General features: G+C 33.7%; 22 protein-coding genes and 1 tRNA gene. 2 read left to right on the top strand and 21 right to left on the bottom strand.

Features of this window, described 5'->3' with window-relative positions:
• Positions 1-3: 3 nt before the first annotated feature.
• The 11 genes from chbG to ABEY15_RS12475 form a co-directional block, all read right to left on the bottom strand.
• Positions 4-720 carry a chitin disaccharide deacetylase gene (gene chbG / locus ABEY15_RS12525; RefSeq protein ID WP_429890409.1) on the bottom strand — a complete coding sequence of 239 codons (717 nt, stop codon included), beginning with the start codon at positions 718-720 and terminating at the stop codon, positions 4-6.
• A 78-nt stretch (positions 721-798) separates the two neighbouring features.
• Complete coding sequence (locus ABEY15_RS12520; protein WP_429890408.1) at positions 799-2,136, bottom strand: 6-phospho-beta-glucosidase; 1,338 nt, start codon at positions 2,134-2,136, stop codon at positions 799-801.
• A 71-nt stretch (positions 2,137-2,207) separates the two neighbouring features.
• A complete protein-coding gene (locus tag ABEY15_RS12515; protein WP_029715362.1) occupies positions 2,208-2,528 on the bottom strand; it encodes a PTS lactose/cellobiose transporter subunit IIA in 321 nt (106 codons plus the stop codon).
• A 22-nt stretch (positions 2,529-2,550) separates the two neighbouring features.
• Positions 2,551-3,906, bottom strand: coding sequence for a PTS sugar transporter subunit IIC (locus ABEY15_RS12510; RefSeq protein ID WP_429890406.1), 1,356 nt, complete (start codon positions 3,904-3,906; stop codon positions 2,551-2,553).
• 44 nt (positions 3,907-3,950) lie between these two features.
• Complete coding sequence (locus ABEY15_RS12505; RefSeq protein ID WP_056469857.1) at positions 3,951-4,253, bottom strand: PTS sugar transporter subunit IIB; 303 nt, start codon at positions 4,251-4,253, stop codon at positions 3,951-3,953.
• 442 nt (positions 4,254-4,695) lie between these two features.
• Positions 4,696-5,016, bottom strand: a complete 321-nt coding sequence (locus ABEY15_RS12500) for a PTS lactose/cellobiose transporter subunit IIA (RefSeq protein ID WP_429890405.1) — start codon at positions 5,014-5,016, stop codon at positions 4,696-4,698.
• A 24-nt stretch (positions 5,017-5,040) separates the two neighbouring features.
• Positions 5,041-6,396 (bottom strand): PTS sugar transporter subunit IIC, encoded by a 1,356-nt coding sequence (locus ABEY15_RS12495; protein ID WP_429890403.1) that lies wholly within the window; start codon positions 6,394-6,396, stop codon positions 5,041-5,043.
• Between the two features lie 43 nt (positions 6,397-6,439).
• Complete coding sequence (locus ABEY15_RS12490; RefSeq protein WP_429890401.1) at positions 6,440-6,742, bottom strand: PTS sugar transporter subunit IIB; 303 nt, start codon at positions 6,740-6,742, stop codon at positions 6,440-6,442.
• A gap of 333 nt (positions 6,743-7,075) precedes the next feature.
• Positions 7,076-7,369 carry a DUF6509 family protein gene (locus ABEY15_RS12485; RefSeq protein WP_429890400.1) on the bottom strand — a complete coding sequence of 98 codons (294 nt, stop codon included), beginning with the start codon at positions 7,367-7,369 and terminating at the stop codon, positions 7,076-7,078.
• A gap of 313 nt (positions 7,370-7,682) precedes the next feature.
• Positions 7,683-7,838: a hypothetical protein gene (locus tag ABEY15_RS12480; protein ID WP_429890399.1), complete on the bottom strand. Its 156-nt coding sequence runs from the start codon at positions 7,836-7,838 to the stop codon at positions 7,683-7,685.
• Between the two features lie 192 nt (positions 7,839-8,030).
• Positions 8,031-8,103 (bottom strand) — tRNA-Arg (locus ABEY15_RS12475).
• An 814-nt stretch (positions 8,104-8,917) separates the two neighbouring features.
• Here ABEY15_RS12475 and ABEY15_RS12470 point away from each other — a divergent pair.
• Both ABEY15_RS12470 and clpP read left to right on the top strand, forming a co-directional pair.
• Positions 8,918-9,604, top strand: a complete 687-nt coding sequence (locus ABEY15_RS12470) for a hypothetical protein (protein WP_429890397.1) — start codon at positions 8,918-8,920, stop codon at positions 9,602-9,604.
• A 487-nt stretch (positions 9,605-10,091) separates the two neighbouring features.
• Complete coding sequence (clpP, locus tag ABEY15_RS12465; protein WP_025568718.1) at positions 10,092-10,685, top strand: ATP-dependent Clp endopeptidase proteolytic subunit ClpP; 594 nt, start codon at positions 10,092-10,094, stop codon at positions 10,683-10,685.
• Positions 10,686-10,767: 82 nt separating this feature from the next.
• Here clpP and ABEY15_RS12460 read toward each other — a convergent pair whose 3' ends face one another.
• The 10 genes from ABEY15_RS12460 to ABEY15_RS12415 form a co-directional block, all read right to left on the bottom strand.
• Complete coding sequence (locus ABEY15_RS12460; protein WP_025568719.1) at positions 10,768-11,025, bottom strand: HPr family phosphocarrier protein; 258 nt, start codon at positions 11,023-11,025, stop codon at positions 10,768-10,770.
• Between the two features lie 20 nt (positions 11,026-11,045).
• Positions 11,046-11,996 (bottom strand): DNA-binding protein WhiA, encoded by a 951-nt coding sequence (gene whiA, locus ABEY15_RS12455; protein ID WP_429890395.1) that lies wholly within the window; start codon positions 11,994-11,996, stop codon positions 11,046-11,048.
• A 39-nt stretch (positions 11,997-12,035) separates the two neighbouring features.
• Positions 12,036-13,004 carry a gluconeogenesis factor YvcK family protein gene (locus ABEY15_RS12450; RefSeq protein ID WP_429890393.1) on the bottom strand — a complete coding sequence of 323 codons (969 nt, stop codon included), beginning with the start codon at positions 13,002-13,004 and terminating at the stop codon, positions 12,036-12,038.
• A complete protein-coding gene (gene rapZ / locus ABEY15_RS12445; RefSeq protein ID WP_098231993.1) occupies positions 13,004-13,888 on the bottom strand; it encodes an RNase adapter RapZ in 885 nt (294 codons plus the stop codon). Before rapZ ends, ABEY15_RS12450 begins: the two co-directional genes overlap by 1 nt.
• 27 nt (positions 13,889-13,915) lie before the next feature.
• Positions 13,916-14,374, bottom strand: a complete 459-nt coding sequence (locus tag ABEY15_RS12440) for an NUDIX hydrolase (protein ID WP_056469826.1) — start codon at positions 14,372-14,374, stop codon at positions 13,916-13,918.
• Between the two features lie 497 nt (positions 14,375-14,871).
• Positions 14,872-15,819, bottom strand: coding sequence for a thioredoxin-disulfide reductase (trxB, locus tag ABEY15_RS12435; RefSeq protein WP_025568724.1), 948 nt, complete (start codon positions 15,817-15,819; stop codon positions 14,872-14,874).
• Between the two features lie 268 nt (positions 15,820-16,087).
• On the bottom strand, positions 16,088-17,587 hold the full coding sequence (locus ABEY15_RS12430; protein ID WP_429890392.1) for a tetratricopeptide repeat protein: 1,500 nt from the start codon (positions 17,585-17,587) through the stop codon (positions 16,088-16,090).
• 165 nt (positions 17,588-17,752) lie between these two features.
• Positions 17,753-18,253, bottom strand: a complete 501-nt coding sequence (locus ABEY15_RS12425; RefSeq protein ID WP_429890391.1) for an acyltransferase — start codon at positions 18,251-18,253, stop codon at positions 17,753-17,755.
• The gene (ppaX, locus tag ABEY15_RS12420) at positions 18,250-18,897 is read right to left on the bottom strand and encodes a pyrophosphatase PpaX (RefSeq protein ID WP_429890390.1); all 648 of its coding nucleotides are present in this window, start codon (positions 18,895-18,897) and stop codon (positions 18,250-18,252) included. The genes ABEY15_RS12425 and ppaX overlap by 4 nt, the downstream gene beginning before the upstream one ends.
• 13 nt (positions 18,898-18,910) lie before the next feature.
• Complete coding sequence (locus tag ABEY15_RS12415) at positions 18,911-19,852, bottom strand: nucleoside recognition domain-containing protein (protein ID WP_429890389.1); 942 nt, start codon at positions 19,850-19,852, stop codon at positions 18,911-18,913.
• Positions 19,853-19,857 lie beyond the last annotated feature (5 nt).

Here is a 19,857-nt window from a genome sequence, read left to right as displayed (position 1 = left end):
ATATTAACACTTTACTAACTCTACTCCATCAGGAAGTTTTGAGTTCGTTAAAATATCTAGTTCTGTTAATCTCTCAAAGCAATAGGATGTACCATTTTTTAAATGATTATCGACTAATGCAGGATGTACCATAACCTCCACTGACTCAACACTCTTATTTATTCTGTCTTCTATTGTCTCAAAATAGTTTATTGGAATATCACTACCATAAAAATCAGTTAATAATTGATCCGTAAAAGGTGTGATTCCGTCTATTTGACTCTTTGGAGAAATACGGACTGGAAGATCATACTTTTGAGATAATTTTGCAATTACTGGATGTAGAATTGGGAACATGTGTACATGGTGATGACTATCTAGATGTGAAGGATTCAATCCATAAGAAAGAAACTTTTGAATTTGAGCATCCCATTCCTTTTCAACTTCTTCAACATTAATAACTGGATTGTCATACCAGTAACTATTTTTAAGGAAATCCCCATTTTGATCTACGATTGTTTGTAGACCTGTTAATAAAGGTTTGCCCGCAGTTAATACAAGATGTACACCTAATCCTAATGTAGGATGTAATTTTGCTAATTCAATTCCATGCTCTACCGCATACATATTCATCATCATAGTCGCGGAGTTCACTATTCCATTCAAATGCGCTTCAATAATGCCATAATTTACACCTTTTGAATAGCCGAAATCATCTGCATTTACAATTAGCTTCGTCATCATTCATTCCCCTTTTTCTTTTAGTATGATAAAAAGGGATGCACTCTTTCAATCGAGCTACATCCCTCTTTTTAATCGTTAATTTGCTACTACTTTTTCGTTTTTAAAGAATTGAGGTAAATGCTCTTTGTGAGCCTCTAACATTTCATCTAGAATTTGTTTTGCTAAATTATCAGATCCAACTAGAGGGTTAATACACATAGCAAGTAATGCTGTTTTATAATCCCCGGTTACTCCAGCTTCCGCAGCAACACGTTCGAATGATTTAATTTGTTGAACTAAGCCGCGTACTGCAACCGGCAAGTCACCCATCGTAAGCGGTTTTGGACCATCTTTTGTAATAACGGCACTTACTTCAACAGCACAATCATCTGGAATTGATGCGATAGCACCATTATTCATTGTGTTAACAGGTTGGATATCACCTTTATTGTTATATAGAGATGAAATTAATCGGCATGCAGCGTCACTATAATAAGCTCCGCCGCGTTTTTCTAATTGTGGTGGCTTAATATTTAAATTAGGATCTTTATATAATTCGAATAATGATTCTTCTAATTTTTTTACAACCTCAGCACGAGTACCATCTTTTTTCGCTGCTTCAAGTTCTTCCTCTAGCATTACTTTCGTTTGATAGTAGTAACGATGATACGGACATGGAATCGCTCCAAGTGCTTCAATAAAATCAGGATTCCAATCCATTGCCTTAATATTTTGCATCGTCATACTTTCAGCAGGGCGCGCAAACTCACTTACAACACGACTTGTTACATCTTCACCATCTAATAATACTTTCGTTCCGTAAACCATATGATTTAATCCCATAAAATCAATATGCACACGCTCAGCTTCTACCCCTAGACCTTTTGCAATGTTCATGTGAATATGAATTGGTACATTACATAAACCTACTACTTTACGGAAATCTGTGTATCTTAAAATCGCTTCTGTTAAAATGCCTGTAGGATTCGTAAAGTTTACTAGCCAAGCATTTGGACAAAGCTCTTCAATATCCTTAACGATATCTAAAATAACCGGAATTGTACGAAGTGCTTTAAATAGACCACCTGGACCATTTGTTTCTTGACCAATTACCCCATATTTTAAAGGAATACGCTCATCCTTCATACGAGCTTCAAGTAAACCTACACGAAATTGTGTTGTGACAAAATCAGCATCTTTAAGAGCAGCACGTCGATCAAGTGTTAAATGAATTTCCATCGGTACTCCTGCTTTTTCTACCATTCTTTTTGCAAGATTTCCAACGATTTCAAGTTTCTCTCTACCTTCTTCAATATCAACTAGCCATAATTCTCTTACAGGTAGTTCATCATAACGTTTAATAAATCCTTCAACTAATTCTGGAGTATAACTTGAACCGCCACCAATTGTTGCTATTTTAATACCGTTTCTCATTTTCTTCACTCCTTCTAAATGATAGGAGAAAAGTAGCCCGGTCATTCTAGGAAACTACTTTTCTATTTTTCTTATTTATTTAATTTTTCATGTAGGAAAATTATTTCTGTTACTAAATCTCTCATCGTTAATGCATTCATTAAATGATCTTGAGCATGAATTAATAAGATACTTAATTCAACATTCTCTCCACGTGCTTCACCTTGAATTAATGATGTTTGTGCCTGATGCGCAAGATTTAATTCTTTCTTTGCTTCTTCAATCTTACTATTTGCTTCTTCTAAATTACCCGCTCGAGCAGCTTGCATACCTTCCATTAATGAGCTTTTTGCGTTTCCTGCGTGTAAGATTAATTGGAATGCTGTTTGCTCGATTGTCGTTAAAGTACTCATTTCGTATCCTCCTCAAACTGCCTTACATAGCAGCACTTTGATTATTTGCTGCTTCTCTCATTTTTTTAGATTCCATACGTCTTTGTAGTGCAACGAAAGGTAAATAGATGACCACTGAGATAACTAAGTTAAATGCTGCTAATGCTGCACCTGTCCAATGTCCTCCTGTAATCAACCACCCACCTAAAATTGGTGGTGTTACCCATGGAATATTCGTCGTTACTGGGTGAACCATACCTAAAGAAATCGCTAAATATGAAATAACTGTTAAGATAATTGGTGTACCAATGAATGGAATTAACCACATTGGATTTAACACGATTGGTAATCCGAAAAGAACTGGTTCATTAATTTGGAATAAACCTGGTGCCCCACCTAATCCAATCATTTGTTTATTACGTTTTCGATTAATTAATATCATTGAAATGATTAACCCTAATGTAGCACCTGATCCACCTAAGAATACAAATGCATCAAAGAACTGGCCTGCCATTACATTGTATTCACTCCACTTTGTAACACCTTTTGCTGCTAAATCAATATTCTCATTTCCTAAAGCTGTAAATAAAGGTGTCGTAATTCCACCTAGTATATTTGGTCCATGTAAGCCAAGCATCCAGAAGAAATGAATAAAGAATGCTATACCGATTGCAAACGGTAAAGAGTCTGCAGCATTCGTTAATGGTTTAACAAGTACTGAGCTTAACCAATCATTAAAATATACTCCATCCGATAAATATAATCTGAATAGTAATCCGACAATCGCGACCACAAAGATTGTTAGCATACCTGGTAATAGCTTTGCAAATGCTTTTGAAACTGCTGGTGGTACACCATCTGGTAATTTAATTACTAATTGTTTTACTCTTGATAAGCGAACAAAAATTTCTGTTGCGATAATGGCAACGATTATTCCAGTAAAAAGTGCAGTTGAATTAGTATAAGTAGAGTTCACTAATCCCCAAACACTACCAGTAGCTGTTTTTCCATTTTCTAATGTAACTGTTACAACATTTAATGATTGAGGCACTAGTACAAAATATGATGCTAATGCGACAAGCATTGCTTCAAATCCTTCATCACCATAAGAACGAGCCAATTTATAAGCAATCCCTACAACTGCAAAAACAGTCATGAATGCGAATGTTCCCCACCAAATGTCTCCACCTAATGTCTTCCAATTTACTCCAAAAAGAGCTTCCATCATTTTGTCGTAACCTTTGATTGCTCCACCTAAATTATTAAATAAAACTGCAAATGAACCGACCATTGTAATGGCAATCATCCCGATTAACGCATCGCGTATTGCTAATAAATGACGTTGGTTACCGAACTTTGCTGCAGCTGGCATTATATATCTATCTACAAAATTCATCATTGTTTAAGACTCCCTTTTGTTTAAAATGTATGCAACGATCATGACTATTTTTTTAAACTAAGTGCCAATTCTAAAACAGCTTCACCATTCATAAGTCCATAATGCACTGGATTGATTACATCAACTGGTATCCCTTTTGGCTCGGCAACTTTTTTCATTTCAGAAGCTAAATAACGTACTTGTGGTCCTAATAAAAGAACATCTGCTTTATCTAAATTTTCTTTTGCAGCATCACCTGAAACTGCCCAAATCTTTACCTCAATCCCTTTTGCTTTTGCTGCATCCTCCATTTTAGTTACTAGTAAACTAGTAGACATTCCTGCTGAACAAGCTAATAAAATATTCATTGTTATTCCTCCAGTTTTAGAATTAGTGTAGCGCTTACAGGTTTGTTTGATAGAAAGAAACTGTTCCTTGTAGCATCTACTAATTAATTTATTTTGTACACTCTTTATATAGCAAATGGCGTGCCAACTTTTTCTGGTATATTGAAAAATATATAATTTACTAATTGAAGCCTTGTCCTATAAGGAATCATCGTCATTAAATCTTTTTCTTTGCTTTAAAAGGAAAGTAACTTAAAACGTCTAGTGTGTTAAATATAGTTCCTCAACCTTCTTAAATTGTTTTAGTGTGTTATTACCCTGTTAGTGTGTCGTAATTTATATAAACTATATTGTAGTGTTTTAAAACACTTTTAGGATTCTTACTTAAATTATACATTTTGTTCTATGTAATCTAAAAAAAAAGTGATGTAGAATTAGTCTACACCACTTTTTTTATCAATTATTAAAGTGAAATTTTTTCATGTAAGTAAATAATTTCCACTACTAAATCTCTTGTTGTAAGAGTGTTCATTAAATGATCCTGTGCATGTACTAAAAGAATATTAATTTTGTATTGTTGCCCACCCGCTTCACTTTGTATAAGTGAAGTTTGTGAATGATGAGCCAGCTTAAGTTCCACATTCGCCTCGTTTACTTTCCTACGGGCTTCCTCGAACTTCCCATCACGAGCTTTATACATTGCTTCCATTAATAAACTCTTAGCATTACCGGAATGTAATATAAGTTGAAATGCAATTTGTTCATTATTTGTGTCGGTAGGCATTTTCACTCTTCTCCTTCACATTCTTTATACATTTAATGAATTACTACTTGTCGTTTCTGTCGACTTTCTAGCTTCCATTCTTTCTGCTACTACAACAAACGGTAAGTAAATAACGATTGAAATCACTACGTTAACAAGCGATAAAACTGCACCGCTCCAGTGACCACCAGTTGCTAAATAGCCACCTATAACTGGTGGAGTTACCCAAGGGATTGTAGAAACAACTGGGAAAACAATATGTGATTGAACAGCTAAGTAAGAAATAATAGTTAAAATAATTGGAGTACAGATAAATGGTATTAACCATACTGGGTTTAATACGATTGGTAAACCGAAAATAATTGGTTCATTAATATTAAATAATCCTGGAGGTGTTCCTAAAGCAATCATCTGTTTATGACGCTTACGGTTAACTAAGAACATAGCAATAAGTAAACCGATTGTAGTACCTGATCCACCCATATATACGAATGCGTCTAAGAATGGACCTGCTAAAACAGAATACTTATCTAGATCTGTCACACCTTTTGCATATAAATCGATGTTATGGTTACCTAGTGTTGTTAATAAAGGAGTTGTAATCCCCCCTAAAATATTTGGACCATGTAATCCAAGCGCCCAGAAAAAATGTACAAAAAATGCAATTGCAACTGCAAATCCTAATGAATCTGCTGCATCGGTTAATGGTTTTACAAGAACTGAATTTAACCAATCATTAAAGAATACGCCATTCGAAATGTATAATCTGAACAATAAGCCAACTAATGCAACGATAAAAATTGTTAACATACCTGGTAATAACTTTGCAAATGCTTTTGATACTGCTGGTGGAACGCCATCTGGTAATTTAATAACTAATTGTTTCACTCTAGCTAAACGTACAAAAATTTCAGTTGCAACAATCGCAACGATAATTCCTGTAAATAAAGCCGTTGAGTTTAATGAATTCCAACTAATAAATCCCCAAGTTCCACCTGTAGCTGTTTTACCACCGTTTAACGTAACTGATACTGCAGCTAATGATTGTGGAACTAGTACAAAGTAACACGCTAATGCAACAAGCATTGCTTCAAAACCTTCATCACCATAAGAACGAGCTAATCTATGCGCGATCCCTACTACAGCAAATACGGTCATAAATGCAAATGTTCCCCACCAAATATCACTGCCTAGTGTTTTCCAGTTTGCACCAAAGACTGTTTCCATCATTTTATCGTAGCCGTGGATAGCTCCACCTAAATTATTAATAAGTACAGCAAAAGCTCCAATCATCGTAATAGCAATCATTCCAATTAACGCATCACGGATCGCTAATAAATGACGTTGATTACCAAACTTCGCTGCAGCAGGCATTATATACTTCTCAGCAAAACGCATCATTCTAATACACCTTCTTTTCTCTCTAGATTTTTAATTCCCCGTTTTATTTTTTCAAATTTAAAGCCATTTCCAAAACAGCTTCACCATTCATCAATCCATAATGAACTGGATTAATCGTATCAACTGGTATCCCTTTAGGTTCAGCCAGCTTCTTCATTTCTGAGGCTAAATAACGAACCTGTGGACCAAGTAGTAATACATCCGCTTTGGCTAAATTTTCTTTTGCCTCATCACCAGCAACAGCCCATATTGTTACCTGAATTCCTTTTGCCTTAGCTGCTTGTTCCATTTTTGTAACTAGCAGACTAGTCGACATTCCTGCAGAACATACCAATAAGATTTTCATCCTACACCTCCTCAATTATCCCTGTCGATGAAACGCTTACATTTTTACAAATAATGACAAAAGAATTACGCGTTACAAGGACAAGTTGTGTAATCAATTTAAATATTGCAAATACTGTGCCAATATTCTAAAAAATCTATCTATTTAAAAACACAACAAAAAAACCTTGATTTATCAAGGTTTTCAAAACGTAACATTTATTTAAAATATTAGTGTTTTATAAGTGTGTAGGCACAATTGATACTGTGTTTACAATTACACAATAGTGTGTTGAGAAATACCCAAAATAGGATATCTCCTAGCTAAAGTGTGTCATTCGACAACACATTAAGTTTACTCTTCAATTGTTAAATGAGTTTTACAAAATTCAAATACTTCTTTTTCTTCATCTTCTTCCAAATCAAAATCTAAATACTGATTTGACTCAGCTTCATATAAGTCATATTTAATTAATTTCGATTCGTCACCATTTACTCCAAAAAGTACTTTTATATATATACCTTTTTCATTAAATAATTCATCATCCTCTGGTACATTGATATAAAGAATAAACTCATATCGATCACCTTCAATGATACCAAATGGATCTTTTATTTCTTCTACAGTGTATTCTGCAATCGTTAACACAAAAACATTCCCTTCAATATTAATATGTACTATTATACACAAAGGAATGGACAAAAAGAAAGACGCCTGCCGCAGCAGACGTCTTGATGCGTTTGAGGCGAGAGACCGGGCGGCCACATCCGCGCGTTTAGCTTGCGCATATCTCTCGTCTTACTCAAATTAGCTCATCGCAAAGAGTAATATATCATATATTTAGGAAAAAGGATAGAGGAAAAAAATAGAAGGAACGAAAAGAACCGAATAATTTTTATAAGTATGAAATTACTCGGCTCTTTTTTTAGTAAATTTAAAATGATTATAAACATTCTCTAGTTTAGATACAGAATTTAATGATTTTTAAGTCGATGCAGTATTTTTTCTTTTTAGATGTTGAGTACAGTTTATAAGTTTCATTAAATTTTAATTCTCTTTCTATTTCATCCTTATTGATTTGTGCCATTTCTTCAAGAAACCAAGAATTCATATCCATTTGAATGACCTCCCATTATTTACTTTAAATATATGATTTTAAGTTAAGGGAACCCATTCTTCATTGGGTGGAGTTTTAATACATCTTTAGTTGTAGGGTAAAAGTAGGATTCAAGGGTTACAAAAGGAATAATAAAAACCGAGCGATATGTCTGTTATTTTACAGATCTTATCACTCGGTTTATTCTTTTAGCGCGCTCGACAGGATTCGAACCTGCGACACACGGTACCGGAAACCGTTGCTCTATCCACTGAGCTACGAACGCAAAATTATAAATTTTAAAAATAAGTGTAACGTATTGGTCGCCACAATCTAAGTAAGTTAATTCAAGGTGTGGCTCGATTGGTGCGCTGATGTTTCGCTTTGTAGCTTATTCGGTCGTGCTCTATCCACTGAGCTACGAACGCATAATAATATCTAATTAAAATAAATATAGCGTATCTGTCGCCCCAATCTCAGGAGGTAGTTGAAGGTGCAGCTCGATTGGTTTTGCACCAGAAATATGTTTACTCTGTCCCACCCTTGCCTCAGTATGTAATTACAAGTAGCGGCTCGGCAAGTGCGCTCGAAGTAGTTTCATGGGTGCATATTCATTCGTGCTCTATCCACTGAGCTACGAACGTATTTTTAATAAAAAGTTAAAATATGTATTGTGTATCTGTCGCCCCAATCTCAGTAGGTTAATGCAAGGAGTGGCTCGATTGGTGCGCTGTAGTTTTGCAATGTAGCCTACTGGTAGGTTTACAAGAAAATCTTATGTTTTATTATATCGTTAGAATGTTCTGACCGCAATGATTTAGGTTTCTTTTTGAGTACGAAATTATCTTTGATGATCATTATTTTATAGGTTTTTTCCGTTTTTTGATGACTTGTTGATACCTGTAAAAGCATTTTTTCTTGAGTCGTTTTAGTATGCCTTTCCTTCGTTGTCTTTGACTAGAATATATACTTATCATTTTTTCATTACCCCTAGCACTCATTAATAACGAATAGTTTCGTTTTTGATATATTGTCACATTTACCTCCATTTTTCTTGTTAAATTTTGCTAAAATTATTTTAGGGAACGTTTCCAAATTAATTGAATTGGAGATTTTGTATAAAAAAAATATTATATTTATTTCCTATTTTAATTTTATGTGGTTTTTTCTTCCTGTTTCCTAACTCATCTCATGCAGAAAATAATGATAGCTCAGTAGATTTGCGACTTTTTTCTGAAAATCTTGATTTGACTCCTGAACAAATTGATGAACGTTTTAATTTAATTAATTCTACTTATAAGGTTGGGGAACCATTTAATAATTCTGATACAGATTTTATAAAAAATTATGCTCAAATTTCAGCTGAACCTACTATACAAGGCCGTTCTATAAAATGGGTGCCATTGGGAGGCACAGTTAATAAATCCTTTAATAAATCTAAAACATCACAAGGAGTAAATGTTAATTTTTCAGGCAAGGTATATTATACTTCAGGTTTGTTAACAAATTCGTATAAAGGAAATATTAAGGCTAGTATTGCATCAGGTTCTTCTAAAGTAAAAAGTATGAAGTTGGTTACAACACACTCTGCTTATGGAGTAGTAGGTAGTGGGGGTACTTATGTTGGATTAGTACACGATTCTAATCTTAGTACTAGTTTAACTGGAAAAAGTATAGCTATGGATAAAACTAAAAAATATAGTGCTGCGTTAGTTGTATATACATATACAAATGCGTATATTACAGTTAATACCACATTAGGTAGTTTTAATTTGTATGCTTTTTAAAACTAAAGGAGATAAAAAATGGGGTCTATAAATTTATTAAATTTAATAATTATACTTGGTATTTTAAGTGGTATAGTTTATTTATGTATGAAATTAATAAGAAAAATTAAGCAAAAATTTAATTTAAACAAAAAAATATAAATTCATGACGTCCTCTGTTTATAGGGGACTTTTTTTATGATTTGCTTCTTTCTTTCGTTCTCATCTTGGAAGAACTACGTTCAGTCCATATGCCTAAAATAAGCCTCAATCACTTAGTTACTAGTTTTTTAACTTATCAAAAGAAAAACTACATAAAGTTACGTTTAATAATAGGAAAAGTCGTTAATGATGTTGAAGTATTAGATAAATAGATATGTTATAAAAGGTCAATATTTTTTAGTTTAAATAATACATTAAATATAGCATCTCTTTTATTTGACCTTTTCTGACCTTAAAGGTATTATTGTATTAATCATTCATTTGTTTTAAACAAGGAGGAGAAAAAATGAATTTAATTCCTACAGTTATTGAACAAACAAGTCGTGGTGAGCGTGCGTATGATATATACTCTCGTCTATTAAAAGACCGCATCATCATGTTAGGTAGCGCAATCGATGATAACGTAGCTAACTCAATTGTTTCACAACTTTTATTTTTAGCAGCAGAAGATCCAGATAAGGATATTTCATTATACATAAATAGTCCAGGAGGAAGTATTACTGCTGGTATGGCTATTTATGATACGATGAACTTTATTAAGCCTCAAGTATCTACAATTTGTATTGGTATGGCGGCTTCAATGGGTGCGTTCTTATTATCTGCTGGGGAAAAAGGAAAGAGATATGCTCTTCCAAATGCAGAAGTCATGATTCACCAACCATTAGGTGGTGCTCAAGGTCAAGCTACTGAAATCGAAATTGCAGCTAAGCGAATCTTGTTCTTACGTGATAAATTAAACAAAATTCTTGCAGATCGTACTGGTCAACCATTAGATACGATCGAGCGTGATACAGAGCGTGATAACTTTATGACTGCAGACCGTGCATTAGAATACGGATTAATTGATAAAGTAATTTCTAATACTGCAGCTATTAAATAATAATAAAAAACTAGCCGTAATTTTTCGGCTAGTTTTTTTATAGAAAAAAATTGGACATCCAACTTGTGAATGTCCAATTACATCAGATTTCTTCTCCAATAAAGTCCATTACGGCTTCCATCGCTTCAACTTCATCGTCGCCAGTAACAGTAATTACTATTTCTTCTCCATGTGGTACAGCTAAACTCATAACACCCATAATACTCTTAACGTTTACTTGTTTACCTTTGTAAGCTAATAATACTTCTGAACGAAATCTCGTAGCAACTTGAACAAATTGTGCTGCTGGACGAGCCTGTATTCCAGTTTCTAATAGTACTCTCCCTTTTTTCTCAATCATTTTTTCTTCCCTCTTAACTTTTATTTTATTTTTATTGGTTCTCCCGCTCTTAGTTTATCAGCTATTTCATCAATTTTACGTAGTCGATGATTGATTCCTGATTTACTAATCGCTCCGCTAGATACCATTTCACCTAACTCTTTTAATGTTACATCCTCATACGCTACTCGAAGTTCTGCAATTTCACGTAGCTTTGGCGGTAATATATCTAAACCAACTGAGTTTTGGATATAACGTATATTTTCAATTTGCCTGAAGGCTGCACTGATCGTTTTATTTAAGTTCGCAGTTTCACAATTTACTAGACGATTAACACTGTTTCTCATATCTCTTACAATGCGGATATCTTCAAACCTTAATAAAGCTGAATGTGCACCAACAACGTTTAAAAACTCTGTAATTTTTTCTGCTTCTTTTAAGTACGTAATATAACCTTTACGTCTCTCTAGTGTTTTAGCATTTAATCCAAACTCATTCATTAGACGACAAATTTCTTCCGTATGCTCTTTATATAGTGAAAAAATTTCTAAATGATATGAAGATGTCTCTGGATTATTTACCGAACCACCAGCTAGAAAAGCACCTCTTAAATAGGAGCGTTTACAACATTTCTTTCCAATTAGCTCTTTCGCTATTTCATTCGTAAAGGTAAATCCTTCACCAGTTATATAAAGATCATTTAAAATATGTTTCGCTTCTTCTTTTATTCGAACAATATATACATTGTTCTTTTTAAGACGCATTTTTTTACGAACGAGCAATTCAACGTCCACATCATAAACACGTTTAATTAATACATATATTCTTCTCGCAATTGCTGCATTTTCAGTAACTACATCTACAATAAATTGGCGACTCGCAATTGATAATGAACCATTCATTCGAATTAAAGAGGATAGCTCAGATTTTGAACAACAATCTTTGATCTCAATCGTTGTTAATTCTTTTTTCGTTTCAGATGCAAAGGACATTTGAATCACCCCCTCCTTCTAGCTCTATATATTTTTCCATTATTCTTTTATTTTTGTCGGGATTAGATCACATAAGATTTCAGCTAACTTTACTGTATCATGCCTAATCACATTATCATCATACTTAACGATCGACTTATGAACAATTTCTAGATTTAAAGAATTAAGCTCATTTATATCTAGTTTTACTTGTTGGGCATGTTCTTCTTTATAAAGTTCTAAAATATTTTTAGGCATTGTGCCTTCATTTACAATAATTGTATCGATAAAACTTGAGTCTAAATGTTGGTATAGAGCCTTTACATGATCACTTGCTGTATAATGCAAAGTTTCACCCGCTTGAGTCATCACATTACATACATATACTTTTTTAGCTTTTGAATTTACAACAGCCTTCCCAATTTTAGTAACTAATAGATTAGGAAGGATACTCGTATATAAACTACCCGGTCCAATTATAATTAAGTCAGCACGATTAATTTCATCAAGCGCCTCTTTTAAAGGCTCAACATTTCCTGGTGCTAAAAATACTCTTTTAATCTTCTTACCAGAATAAGGAATTTTCGACTCACCTGAAACAATTGTGCCATCTTCTAATTCAGCTTTTAATACGACACTTTGATTAGCTGCTGGTATAACTTTCCCTCTAACATTTAATACCCTTCGCATTTCAATGATTGCACGGTAAAAATCACCTGTAATCGCAGTCATTGCACTTAGCATTAAATTACCAAGAGAATGTCCAGAAAGGTCTCCAGATGTTGCAAATCGATGTTGGAATAATTCTTCCAACATCGGTTCCACATCTGATAACGCAGCAAGTACATTTCGTACATCACCAGGCGGTGGAATTTTTAACTCATCACGTAATCGTCCAGAGCTACCACCATCATCTGCGACTGTTACGATTGCGGTAATATCAACGGGATGTTTTTTCAACCCACGAACTAAAACAGATAGTCCCGTTCCGCCTCCAATTATTACTATTTTCGAACGTTGACTAACCATTACTTATGACTCCTTTTTTCAACGTCCCGATGACTAACATTCGTATCATATTGATCCTTATAGTAGTTAGCTAAATACTCCGCTAAAGTAACAGAGCGATGCTGACCACCCGTACATCCGATCGCAATGATTAGTTGTCGTTTACCTTCTCTTTTATATTGAGGTAACATAAAACTAATTAAATCAATTAATTTCAGCATAAATTCCGTTGTCTCATTAAATTTAAGAACATAAGAGGAAACTTCTTCATCTAAGCCAGTTAAAGGACGCATTGATTCAATATAAAATGGGTTTGGTAAAAATCGGACGTCAAATACTAAATCCGCATCAATCGGTATTCCGTACTTAAAACCGAATGACTGAATATTTACTGAAAAACCTTCTTGTTCATTTTCTCTAAATTGTTCAATTATTTTTTCTCGTAATATTTTAGGTTTTAAATCTGATGTATCATAAATTAATTGTGCACGCCCTTTTACCTCGGCTAAAAGAGTACGTTCCAACTCAATTCCTTTTAATGGAGAACCCGTTGGAGAAAGTGGATGTGAACGACGAGTTTCTTTGTAGCGAGTAACAAGTGCAGCATTCGTTGCGTCTAAAAATAAAATTTGAGGGATGATTGAAGGAGTAGACATTAATTGATCTAATGAATTCCCTAACTGATCAAAAAATTCTCTTCCTCGTAAATCCATAACAAGAGCAACTTTATCTGTTGTATTGTGATCAGGGTCCTTTAATAGCTCTACAAATTTTGGAAGTAGAGCAGGAGGAAGATTATCGACACAGAAATAACCGATATCTTCTAACGCTTGAACAACGACAGTCTTTCCGGCACCTGACATTCCAGTTATAATAACCATTTTTACATGTGATCTTGTAGGCATTTAACTCAACCCTTTCTATAATTTAGGTTAACTAGGATTTAAACGATATCTTAATAATTCAAAATCCGGTGTATATACAAAGGTACCATGTAAAATTTCTTTACCCTTTAGTAAATAATCAATAATATGATAGTCACCTGCTGCCATAGGAAGGTTTTTCACTTCATCTATTGCATGCCAGCGAAGAATTCCTTCTTCACACTCATCTTGATTTTCACCGTCAAACTCGGTAGCCAAAAATGAAAACATCATCCATTCATTCACTACCTTAGCATCTTCTTCTATAATAATTGTAAAAACACCTTTTAATTTTGGGTTTTTTAAGTATACACCTGTTTCTTCACGATATTCACGAACAACTGCTTCTCTAATGTTTTCACCTGGCTCCATCTTACCGCCGGGTGCAACCCACCAGTTTCTTCTAGGTTTTTGTAGCAAGAGGATATTATTTTCATTTACCAAAACACAATGTGTAACTCTTTGCATTTCTTATACCTCACTTACAATTTGGACTTGCAGTTGGTTGAAACTGCCCAATCTATATTATACCGTTAAACTAGTCAGACAACAACTTGTTAAGAGTGGGAATTAGGGTAGAAAGGTCCTGACTAAAGGAAAAAATTTTGTGGGTTCGAACAACGGTTTTAGGAACAAAACCGATCATTTTCGGAGACAAAAAAGAAAACTAACTGATTTACGAGCTTTAAAACGAAGACTAAAGGAGTGTAGTTACACTTATAATTGATTGCTAAAATTTGCAAAACGTCAGTTCTCCTTTGTGGTTGTATACTTTAATGCACAAAAAAAGGGAACATGGACAAGCGCATATCCATGTTCCTATATATATTAGGGGGCTCTCTGGTTATTGTCTATATTACAGTAACTATATTTCAAGAGAGTTACACCCTAATTACATATAAGTTTCAGAATATTACAATTTTGTTCACAATTCTAAAACTTAATTTTATCGGTTTTAATCAGGATTAATTAGTTTTAGATAATTCTTCTTTTAATTCTTCAATATAATGTTGTACTGCTTGAGCAGCAATACTTCCGTCTCCAGTAGCCGTTACAACTTGACGTAAAGTTTTTTCACGAACATCACCAGCAGCAAAAATACCTGGTACTCTTGTTTCCATTACATCATTTGTTTCGATATATCCATTTTCATTCGTAATACCTAGACTTAAGAATGGTTTTGTTAATGGCAGCATTCCAATATAGATAAATACACCATCTGTTTTAAATTCAGATTCTTCACCATTTTGAGTATCTACAAGCGTTACGCTACTTACTTTACCATCAGTTCCGTTAACTTCTTTAATTGTTGAATTCCAAATAAATGAAATCTTTTCATTTGCAAATGCACGGTCTTGAAGAATTTTTTGAGCTCGTAATTGATCTCTACGGTGAACGATTGTAACTTTAGAAGCATATCGAGTTAAATATACGCCTTCTTCTACTGCTGAATCTCCGCCACCTATAACAACTAATTCTTTATCCTTAAAGAATGCGCCATCACAAACTGCACAGTAAGATACACCACGTCCTCCAAGCTCTTGCTCACCTGGAACACCAATTTTTTTGTATTCTGCACCAGTTGAAATAATAATTGCACGTGTTTTGTATTCTTTTTTACCAGCAATGATTGTTTTATATTCTTTACCGTCGATAATTTCTTTAATGTCACCATAAGCGTATTCAGCACCAAATTTTTTCGCATGATCAAACATTTTATTTGATAAATCTGGACCTAAAATACTATCAAAACCTGGGTAGTTTTCAATTTCTTCAGTATTTGCCATCTGTCCACCTGGAATACCACGTTCCATCATTAATGTAGAAAGATTTGCACGAGATGTATATACAGCTGCAGTCATCCCTGCAGGACCAGCTCCAATGATAATAACATCATAAATTTTCTCTTCCATTTCTTAATCACTCCTTGTACTTAAATGGCTAATTGCCCTACTTCATTAACTATCACTATCCTAATACGCGATGACATAAAACAACAAATCATATGCTCATGATAAAGAAAACTCTTCGACTAACGAGCCTTTTAGGCGAAGTCAGAGGCGTAGTTGCACTTATACTTAATTCCTAGAATCGGCTACCACACTGGGTACAAATCCTTGTTGCCAATTTATACTCACCTTGATGAGAAATAAAGAAAGCTTGCATTAACACCATCTGGTATTAAAACAAGCTTCGAATGGCGCTAATGCCTTTATTTAATAAATAGGTAGAGATATTATAGTTTGCTGCAATTTTCTTTTGTGATACACGTTTTACTTCATTTTCAACAAGATAATGTGTAGCAGCTAATAAAACATCTTCATGTACAGGTAATTCTTTATATTTTAATGTAAGTTCACAAATAGCGAAAAACCATAATTGAAGATGATTACGTAGTATTATATAATCTTCTTCCCAAGTTGTCTGTACTTTCTTTGCTCCGTTAATTGCAATATTCAATGATGGATGAGGCTCTAGATAACACATATTATTCAAAAGAACTTGTTCTAATTGTTCATCAAGGCCAATATTTTCTAATGGATTTAAATCTTGAAGGATTGAACTGAATTTCTGTTCATAATAATATTCCTTCATAAAATAGATTAATCCCCATCTCTCACTATTCGAATTGGAGTATTTTGCTTGGTACTCTGTTTCAGCCATTAATTGTTCAATTTCATTCGATGAATGTTTCTTTTCAGCCCATGGAGCCAATTCCTCATGATCATCAAATTCACTTGTCATTTCAAAATTCCAAATACGCTCCGCTGTTTCAATTCTTCCAGATTGATAAGCTGCATCACAGAACATATAATAAAACTGTATTTCACGATCTGGTCTTTCCATATAAAGTAAATTAAATAACTTATAAGCTTCTTCATATTTCTTGAATTGATAAAAAAGTACACCAAGCTTGTGGCGGTGCTCTTCAGAGATTGGAAGAATATTTGATAAGCCTTCAAGATATTGCAGAGCAATTTCTTGTTCGTTTAATATTCTTTTTAGCATTGTTAAATGAATTAAAGCTGATAAATTACCTGGATTTTGTTCTAAAACATATTGTAATACTCTTTCAGCTTCCTCAGGATTACCTAAATGAAGCTCAACTAAAGCTAGGTTATTATAAGCTGGCCAAAATTCTTGATACTTATCAACAATTGTAAGTAAAGTTGTTTTAGCAGATTTCCAATCATGATTTGCCAAATAGGTTGTAACTCGCTCTTGAAGCACTAATAAATCATCATTAATACTTAAATCATCATCTTCTTCACTATGAATAATATCTAAATAGTCTTCTAGTTCCTCTATTTGCTCTTCATCCGTACCAATTTCTAAATACTTTTGAGCATACAAATTTGCTTTTTGGAACAATCCTAATTCAAAAAATGCAAATGCTAATAAATAATATACATCCTCATTTGTCGGATATTTATCTAAAATATATTCTAAAATTGTTATTGTAGTTTGATATTGATGTAATGATAAAAGCTTTCTAGAAATATCTATAAGAACTGTTTGATTTTCTTCATTTTCAGCAGCTTTTTTCAAATAATAAATCGCTTGCTCAGAATCGTTACTATTATAAGCTTTCATCCCTTTTTCGTAGAAATAATCTTTCGGTAACGAGAACGAAACGACATTATGAAATTGATTTGTTTGATTCCCCAAATTTTCAGACATTCGATCCTCCAGTTTTTCAAGCTTATCACAGTATATCACATAAAAAGAGGAAATAGTCGCCGTCCAAATTATAAGAATTTTAGACGAACGTACAATTTCCACATTATCTAAATAAGTTGTCAAAGTATTATTTTAACCGAAACAAAAAATATTGAAAACCACTTTTTAAATAGTAGTTTCAGATTGAGGTAATGAAATAATAATCATAGGATTACCTCCAACGAATGCACCGGCTGGAACATCCTTGTTGACTAGTGTTGAAGCCGAAACTTTCGCACCATCACCTATTGTGATACCCGGCAGAATTGTCGTATTTGCACCAACTAACACATTATTACCAATAATGACTTCTCCTAATCGATATTCATTAATTAAATATTCATGCGCCAAGATTGTTGTATTATAGCCGATAATCGAATTCCTTCCAACTGAAATTAGTTCTGGAAACATTAAATCAGGCGTTACTTTAAATGCAAAGGCTGCATACTCTCCTACTTTCATTCCAATGAGATTCCTATACATCCAGTTTTTCAGTCTAAAGAAAGGGATATAACGAGCTATTTCAATGACAATAGTATTTCGAAATGTTTTCCAAAATGAAACAGTCTTGTACACTTGCCAAAGTGAATTCTCACCTTCAATTAGGTAGCGCTTCGTTTTCCTCAATTCTCATCAATTCCTAAAATTGGTAAGAGATCACTCATCTTTTCAAGCATAAAATCAGGTTTAAAAGTAGCTAAAAATTCTTTTCCTTTTAGTGACCAAGCAACCCCTGCTGTTTTCGTTCCAGCATTTTGACCACCTTCAATATCATGGTAATTATCGCCCACCATTATACTCTCTTCAGGAATAGAATTTAATTTTTTAAGAGCTAATTGAATCGGTTCTGGATGTGGCTTTGCATTTTGCACGTCATCAATTGTGATAACAGTATCAAAGAATTGCTTTAATCGACTAAAACTTAAGCCCATCTCAACAACATTTCGCGCCTTTGTTGTTACTATCCCAATTTTATAGCCTAATTTGTGTAAAGTTTCTATCGTCTCATAAACCGTTTCATACTCCTCAACAAACTCATCATGCATCTCCATATTAAAACGTCGATATTCAGAAATGAACTCTTCAACTCTTTCTTCATCTACCGTAGAGAAGGATTCAGTTAAAGTTGGACCCATAAAAGGTATAACATGTTCACGCTTGTATTGTTCAGGATAATATTTATTCAAAGTATGCAAGAATGAAGCAATGATTAATTCATTTGTATTAATTAAAGTACCATCTAAATCAAATAGTATCGTATTTATTTTCATAAGAATTTCCTTTCTATTTCACTTCAGCTTTTAAACTTGATTCAGTTTTTCTACCAACTCTTCCTACGATTCTTGCAACTATACAAGTAACAACTAATGCGACAAAGAAACGTATTAAAAATAAGTATAAAACTGGAATCCCTAAAGGAATAAAGAGAAGTGTATCTTCAACAACAGCATGACAAGCTACTAAAAATAAGAAAACGAGGTATAAATCTCGTTTCGAAACACCATCTTCTTTAACGGCTTGAATCATAACACCTGCTCCAAAAGCTAATCCAAAAAACAATCCCGCAGCCAATGTAACTCCAGCTTTAGCTTCAACACCGATTAATTTAGTAAAAGGAGATAATGCTTTTGTTATATAATTCATCCACCCAAAATCTTTTGCAATTTGAATAACTAGCATTAATGGAAAGACAATTTTAATAAGGTTTAAAATACCTATTAATGACGAAATGATGGCATTATAAACGATATCCCATCCTGACTGGTTAACGCTTTCTGCAACTGCAATGCCTTTATGAACAATTTCTGTTCCACCAGACCAAAAGAAATGGATACAAATAGCAGATATAATTGCAAATCCTATCCTTACTAACACAACAAAAGATGCTCGAACCCCTACAGCAGTAGCTACTGTCGTTTCAACAAATAGATTATGAGAAAAACTTAACATAACTGCAAGGATTAATGCCTCCTTAACAGTTAAATCCATCGGTAGCATTGCTCCAAGGGCTGCATATAGATTTAAAACATTCCCTAAAACTAATACTAATGCTGCATCTCCCTTTAAACCGATAAAACTCATTAATGGTTCAAGAATATTAACAAACCAGTCCATTAGTGCAGTTTCTTTAATAATCGTTAAAATGAAAGAAATAGGGAAAATTATTTTCCCTATTTTCCAAGAAGTTTGTAAACCAACTAGTAACCCTCTCTTTAAAGTTTCCAACGTGC

Origin of the sequence: Gottfriedia acidiceleris, assembly GCF_050457485.1 — a bacterium.
Lineage (GTDB): Bacteria > Bacillota > Bacilli > Bacillales > Bacillaceae_G > Gottfriedia > Gottfriedia acidiceleris_D.
Note: the sequence above shows the minus strand (reverse complement) of the source record. Positions and strands in the feature narration are given on the sequence as shown.

What these genes read in the sequence shown, in the direction of transcription:
- ABEY15_RS12505 (WP_056469857.1), bottom strand. Translation starts at nt 4,253, where the DNA reads ATGAATATTTTATTAGCTTGTTCAGCAGGAATGTCTACTAGTTTACTA.
- ppaX (WP_429890390.1), bottom strand. Translation starts at nt 18,897, where the DNA reads ATGAAAATAAATACGATACTATTTGATTTAGATGGTACTTTAATTAAT.
- ABEY15_RS12490 (WP_429890401.1), bottom strand. Translation starts at nt 6,742, where the DNA reads ATGAAAATCTTATTGGTATGTTCTGCAGGAATGTCGACTAGTCTGCTA.
- ABEY15_RS12440 (WP_056469826.1), bottom strand. Translation starts at nt 14,374, where the DNA reads ATGCAAAGAGTTACACATTGTGTTTTGGTAAATGAAAATAATATCCTC.
- ABEY15_RS12460 (WP_025568719.1), bottom strand. Translation starts at nt 11,025, where the DNA reads ATGATTGAGAAAAAAGGGAGAGTACTATTAGAAACTGGAATACAGGCT.
- trxB (WP_025568724.1), bottom strand. Translation starts at nt 15,819, where the DNA reads ATGGAAGAGAAAATTTATGATGTTATTATCATTGGAGCTGGTCCTGCA.
- ABEY15_RS12520 (WP_429890408.1), bottom strand. Translation starts at nt 2,136, where the DNA reads ATGAGAAACGGTATTAAAATAGCAACAATTGGTGGCGGTTCAAGTTAT.
- ABEY15_RS12510 (WP_429890406.1), bottom strand. Translation starts at nt 3,906, where the DNA reads ATGATGAATTTTGTAGATAGATATATAATGCCAGCTGCAGCAAAGTTC.
- ABEY15_RS12480 (WP_429890399.1), bottom strand. Translation starts at nt 7,838, where the DNA reads ATGGATATGAATTCTTGGTTTCTTGAAGAAATGGCACAAATCAATAAG.
- ABEY15_RS12450 (WP_429890393.1), bottom strand. Translation starts at nt 13,004, where the DNA reads ATGGTTAGTCAACGTTCGAAAATAGTAATAATTGGAGGCGGAACGGGA.
- ABEY15_RS12500 (WP_429890405.1), bottom strand. Translation starts at nt 5,016, where the DNA reads ATGCCTACCGACACAAATAATGAACAAATTGCATTTCAACTTATATTA.
- ABEY15_RS12515 (WP_029715362.1), bottom strand. Translation starts at nt 2,528, where the DNA reads ATGAGTACTTTAACGACAATCGAGCAAACAGCATTCCAATTAATCTTA.
- ABEY15_RS12495 (WP_429890403.1), bottom strand. Translation starts at nt 6,396, where the DNA reads ATGATGCGTTTTGCTGAGAAGTATATAATGCCTGCTGCAGCGAAGTTT.
- whiA (WP_429890395.1), bottom strand. Translation starts at nt 11,996, where the DNA reads ATGTCCTTTGCATCTGAAACGAAAAAAGAATTAACAACGATTGAGATC.
- ABEY15_RS12430 (WP_429890392.1), bottom strand. Translation starts at nt 17,587, where the DNA reads ATGTCTGAAAATTTGGGGAATCAAACAAATCAATTTCATAATGTCGTT.
- rapZ (WP_098231993.1), bottom strand. Translation starts at nt 13,888, where the DNA reads ATGCCTACAAGATCACATGTAAAAATGGTTATTATAACTGGAATGTCA.
- chbG (WP_429890409.1), bottom strand. Translation starts at nt 720, where the DNA reads ATGACGAAGCTAATTGTAAATGCAGATGATTTCGGCTATTCAAAAGGT.
- clpP (WP_025568718.1), top strand. Translation starts at nt 10,092, where the DNA reads ATGAATTTAATTCCTACAGTTATTGAACAAACAAGTCGTGGTGAGCGT.